This window comes from Brevundimonas sp. CURTG3B2_SDJG, from assembly GCF_057364705.1.
This window is the reverse complement of sequence record NZ_JBNFOJ010000311.1, coordinates 1-3,153: the sequence shown is the minus strand read 5'-3', so window position 1 is coordinate 3,153 and position 3,153 is coordinate 1. Positions and strand designations below refer to the sequence as shown.

At 68.4% G+C, this 3,153-nt stretch carries 2 protein-coding genes and 1 pseudogene; 1 reads left to right on the top strand and 2 read right to left on the bottom strand.

Going from position 1 to position 3,153, the window contains the following annotated elements; genetic code table 11:
• A partial coding sequence (locus AC2W7C_RS15680) for a J domain-containing protein (protein ID WP_486002235.1) occupies positions 1-274 on the top strand: 274 nt, incomplete at its 5' end.
• Positions 275-353: 79 nt separating this feature from the next.
• Here AC2W7C_RS15680 and topA read toward each other — a convergent pair.
• A pseudogene (topA, locus tag AC2W7C_RS15675) lies at positions 354-2,977 on the bottom strand (type I DNA topoisomerase).
• Positions 2,978-3,056: 79 nt separating this feature from the next.
• The coding region (locus tag AC2W7C_RS15670) for a DprA-like winged helix domain-containing protein (RefSeq protein ID WP_486002236.1) at positions 3,057-3,153 on the bottom strand (97 nt) is incomplete at its 5' end.

Genomic DNA, 3,153 nt, shown 5'->3' with positions numbered 1-3,153 from the left:
CGGCGCCGGCCTGTGGCTGACGATCGCCTCCCGGCAACGGACGCCGGCCCCACGCGCCGAGGGCATGACGGACACGGAGGCACGCGCGCTGCTGGGGGTCTCCGTCTCCGCGAGCCCGGCCGAGATCAACGCCGCCTGGAAGCGGCTGATGGCCCGCGCCCACCCCGACCAAGGCGGCACCCAGGGGTTGGCCGCGCGCCTCAATGCAGCAAGAGATCACTTGCTGAAAATGATCCTTCTCCGATTGGAGAAGATGGCGCGCGGCGCCGGATGAGGGGCGACCCTCACCCTTTCGCGCAAGAACGGCGACCTTGCGGTCGCCGTGCGCCCAAGGCCTCTCCCATCGGGAGAGGTCAGTCTTGGGGCGCCTTCTTTTTCGCCGGCGCTTTCTTCGCGGCCGGCTTCTTGGCCGCCGCCTTTTTCGGAGGGGCCCCCTTCTTGGCCGGAGCTTTCTTCTTCGCCGTTGGGGCCTTGGCGGCGCGTTCGGCCAGCAGCGGGATCGCCGCCTCCAGCGTCATGTCCTCGGGCGCCGTGCCCTTCGGGATCGTGGCGTTGACCTTGCCCCACTTCACATAGGGTCCGAACCGGCCGGCCATCACCTGCACCGGGGCCTGGTCCTCGGGGTGAGGGCCCAGCTCCTTCAGCGGCGCGACCGCCGAGCCGCGCCCCGGACGCCCGGCGCGTTTCTCGGCCAGCAGCGCCACGGCCCGGTTCAGCCCGACCTCGAAAACCTCTTCGATGTCAGAGACATTCGCATAGGTTCCTGCGTGCTGCACGAAGGGGCCGTAGCGGCCCAGGCCCGCCGTGATCGGCTTGCCGTCCTCAGGGTGCGGACCGACTTCGCGCGGCAGGGCCAGTAGCCGAAGCGCTTGTTCGAGCGACAGCGAGGCTGGCGACCAGCCCTTGGGCAGGGACGAGCGCTTGGGCTTGTCGGCGTCCAGCGGCATGGTTTCGACATAGGGACCGAAGCGGCCGATCTTCAGCTCGACCGGCTGGCCGGTGGCCGGATCAGTCCCCAGCGTCCGGTCGCCGCCGTCCGCGCCGCCCTCGGCCGCGTCCGGGGACGCCACCGGGCGGGTGTATTTGCACTCCGGGTAGCGCGAACAGCCGATGAAGGCGCCGAAGCGGCTGGTCTTCAGGCTCAGCTGACCTTGGTGGCACAGCGGGCATTCGCGCGGTCCGACCCGTCCTCCTTCTGCGGGAAGATGTGCGGCCCCAGGGACTCGTTCAGCGCGTCCAGGATGGCCGTGGTGCGCAGTTCGCCGGCCGCTGTCGTCGCCGCGTGGAAGTCGGCCCAGAAGTCGCGCAGCAGAACCTTCCAGTTCAGTTCGCCGGCCGAGACCTCGTCGAGCCGGGTCTCCAGCGCCGCGGTGAAGTCGTACTCGACCCACTTGCGGAAGAACTGCTCCAGGAAGGCGGTCACCAGCCGGCCCTTGTCCTCGGGATAGAACCGGTTCTTGTCCATCCGCACGTATTCGCGGTCGCGCAGGGTGGTCAGGATGGAGGCGTAGGTCGACGGGCGGCCGATCCCCAGCTCCTCCAGCTTCTTGACCAGGGTCGCCTCGGAATAGCGCGGAGGCGGCTCGGTGAAATGCTGATCGGTGCGGATCGCCTCGACCTGGGCCTTGGCGCCTTCCTTCAGCGCGGGCAGGCGGGTCGTGTCCTCCTCGTCTTCGCCAGCCTGGCCGGGTTGGGGCTTGTCGTCGCGGCCTTCCTCGTAGACGGCCAGAAAGCCGTCGAAGGTCACCACCTGGCCGGTGGCGCGCAGCCCGGTCTGGCCGGTCGGCTCCTCGATCTCGACCGTGGTCCGGTCCAGGCGGGCGGACTCCATCTGGCTGGCGATGGTCCGCTTCCAGATCAGTTCGTACAGCCGCTGCAGGTCGCCCTCGAGCCGCAGGGTTTCGGGAGCCCGAGCCATGTTGGTCGGGCGAATCGCCTCGTGCGCTTCCTGAGCGTTCTTGGCTTTCGTCTTGTAATACCTGGGTTGTTCCGGAACGTAGGCCGGACCGAACCGGTCGCCGATCACCTCGCGCGCCTGGGCGATTCCTTCGGGGCTGACATACAGGCCGTCGGTCCGCATGTAGGTGATCAGGCCGCCCTGATCGTCGACGCCCTCGTACAGCTTCTGCGCCGCCTGCATGGTGCGCTGGGCCGTGAAGCCCAGCTTGCGCGAGGCCTCCTGCTGCAGGGTCGAAGTCATGAACGGCGGGCTGGGCGCGCGCTTGACCGGCTTCTTCTCGACCGAAGAGATGGTGAAGGCCGCCGCGGCGATGGCGTCTCGCGCCGCCGTCGCCATGGCCTCGGAGGTGATGTCCAGTCGCTGCACACGCTTGCCGGCATGCTTGACCAGGCGGGCGGTGAACGGCGGGCTGTCGGCGGCCATGTCGGCCTCGACGGACCAGTATTCCTGCGCCTTGAACTTCTCGATCTCCATCTCGCGATCGACGACGATGCGCAGGGCGACCGACTGCACCCGTCCGGCCGAGCGCGCGCCGGGCAGCTTGCGCCACAGCACCGGCGACAGGGTGAAGCCCACTAGATAATCCAGAGCTCGGCGGGCCAGGTAGGCCTCGACCAGCTCCATGTCGATGTCGCGCGGGGCGGCCATCGCCTCCAGTACGGCGGACTTGGTGATGGCGTTGAACGTCACCCGCTGGACGGTCGCGTCCTTGATCGCCTTCTTCTTGGTCAGCACCTCCAGCACGTGCCAGCTGATGGCCTCGCCCTCGCGATCCGGGTCGGTGGCCAGGATGACACGGTCGGACTTCTTGGCGATCTCGGCGATCTCGCTCAGGCGCTTGGACGCCTTAGCGTCGACCTCCCAGGACATGGAGAAGTCATCGTCGGGCAGCACCGACCCGTCCTTGGACGGCAGGTCGCGGACGTGGCCGTACGAGGCCAGGACGGTGAAGTCCGAGCCCAGGTATTTGTTGATGGTCTTGGCCTTTGCGGGGCTTTCGACGACGACGAGATTCATGCGGGGAGGCGCCTTTCGAAGGGGCGGGAACGTGGTTGGCCTAAGCCTCGCTGTCAATCGGCCCTGAGTTTCCTGAAGCTCAGAGCGACGCCAGACCGCCGGGCAGCAGGGTCGCGCGGCCGCTCAGGCTGAGCTCCAGCAGGGCGGCGGCCACCGCGCCCGCCGAGGCCCCGGCC